At 75.2% G+C, this 650-nt stretch carries 1 protein-coding gene; it reads left to right on the forward strand.

Annotated features, from left to right (window positions below; genetic code table 11):
- The coding region (locus FV228_RS31890; protein ID WP_147857984.1) for an NAD(P)-dependent oxidoreductase at positions 1 to 650 on the forward strand (650 nt) is incomplete at both ends.

Raw genomic sequence — 650 nt, forward strand, 5'->3', positions numbered from 1 at the left:
GCAGCAGGCGGCGCACCGGCCGAGACCCTGGCGCAGGCGGCGGACGGCGCCGACGCGCTCCTGCTGATGGTGGTGAACGCCGCCCAGGCCGAGGACGTGCTGTTCTCACACGGCGCCCTCGACGCCCTCGCGCCCGACGGGATCGTCGTGCTGATGGCGACCTGTCCGCCGGGGGCCGTGGAGGCCATCGCGGCGCGCGTCTGCGCCACCGGCCGCCGATTCGTGGACGCCCCGGTCTCGGGGGGCGTCGTCGGGGCCAAGGCCGCCAAGCTCACGATCATGGCCGCGGCCCCGTCCGCGACGCTCGCGGAGATCCGCCCGGTGCTCGATGCGCTCGGCGACCGGATCTTCCATGTCGGCGAGCGGCCGGGCCAGGGCGCCACCGTCAAGGCCGTGAACCAGCTCCTGTGCGGCGTCCACATCGCGGCCGCCGCCGAGGCGATGGCCCTGGCCGGGCGGGTCGGGGTCGATCTCGCGGTGGTGCTGGAGATCCTCTCAGGCTCCTCGGCGTCGAGCTGGATGCTGCGCGACCGCGGGCCCCGCATCCTGGAGGGCGAGCCGGAGGTCACCAGCGCAGTCGACATCTTCGTCAAGGATCTCGGCATCGTGCTGGAGGCCGGCCGCAGCGCCGGCGCGGCCCTGCCGCTCGC

Origin of the sequence: Methylobacterium sp. WL18, assembly GCF_008040015.1 — a bacterium.
Classification (GTDB): domain Bacteria; phylum Pseudomonadota; class Alphaproteobacteria; order Rhizobiales; family Beijerinckiaceae; genus Methylobacterium; species Methylobacterium mesophilicum.